The sequence below is a fragment of the Vibrio sp. Vb0667 genome (genome assembly GCF_033391095.1).
This window is the reverse complement of the sequence record NZ_JAWPOL010000291.1, coordinates 1-1,160: the sequence shown is the minus strand read 5'-3', so window position 1 is coordinate 1,160 and position 1,160 is coordinate 1. Positions and strand designations below refer to the sequence as shown.

Here is a 1,160-nt window from a genome sequence, read left to right as displayed (position 1 = left end):
GTTGCTAAGCTTGGTTGGCAGCGCATAAAGTGGGTGAGTGACATGTCTGCAAACCATCCATTACCGCCTCATGCGAATGGGGTGACATTAACACTGGAAGAACTGCTTCAATATCGCACGCAGTCGGTACGTTGGTTGCCACCGGCACAAAGCATTTGGTCGCAGATGAGCGGCAACCATACGAGCCGACAAAAAGGTCGTGGTATGGACTTTATGGAAGTGCGCCAGTATCAAGCCGGAGATGACATTCGCAGCATCGACTGGCGAGTCACAGCGCGCACCGGAAAAGCACACACTAAATTGTTTGCGGAAGACAAAGAACAAGCGGTGATTTTGTATCTCGACCTCAGCTCAAGCCTTCACTTTGGCTCAAAGTACGTATTGAAGTCCGTACAACTCGCTCATTTCGCCAGTGTTCTTATTTGGCTCACATTAGCCAAAAAGGATCGTATTGGCGCAGTGATTGATGATGGACACCAATGCTTAGAATTTCGCCCTTCCTCTTTGCAAAAACAGGGGCTACGGATTCTCAATGCGATCGTTGATACCCATAACGCGCAGTTGACTCAAGATCCAAAGCATGAGACTCGCACAATGCCATATTCGCAAGTGTTAGAAACACTCCACACACTCACGCCAAAAGGCAGTGAACTGATTCTACTCAGTGACTTTGCACATGTAGAAGAAAGAGAGCTAACGCAACTGCGTCGCCTTAAACAACACAACAGCGTGAGAGCCATTCAGTTTTACGACCCATTGGAAAGAGGAGAAACCGACTTTCGTGGCCAAGCAAAAGCCTCTGATGGCCGTCGTAGCCAATGGTTCAACTTCGGCTCAACAGGACAAAGAAAAGCGCTCGAAACACACTTTACTCAACACCAAGAATCCATCAAACAACAGTGTCATTCGATGGCTATTCCATTTAACACGCTATCAAGTGGTTGGCCTTTGATTCAGCAATTAAGCTAACAGGCCTTACAAAGCAGTTTTCAATAAAGCAGTAATAATAATGACAACAAACAACCAAAGCCTAGACCTTGAACCTTTGATTTTGCCGAACGCTCCGGATTGGTTCCCACTTGCGTGGGGATGGTGGGCAATGCTTGCGGCGATCGTTCTTTTTGTTTTAGGTGTATATTTGTATGCAAAATGGCGTAAAA

At 46.6% G+C, this 1,160-nt stretch carries 2 protein-coding genes; both read left to right on the top strand.

Annotation, left to right across the window (positions count from 1 at the left end):
* Nucleotides 1–42: 42 nt before the first annotated feature.
* On the top strand, nucleotides 43–969 hold the full coding sequence (locus R8269_RS25365; protein ID WP_318222930.1) for a DUF58 domain-containing protein: 927 nt from the start codon (nucleotides 43–45) through the stop codon (nucleotides 967–969).
* Nucleotides 970–1,009: 40 nt separating this feature from the next.
* A partial coding sequence (locus R8269_RS25360; RefSeq protein ID WP_318222929.1) for a DUF4381 domain-containing protein occupies nucleotides 1,010–1,160 on the top strand: 151 nt, incomplete at its 3' end.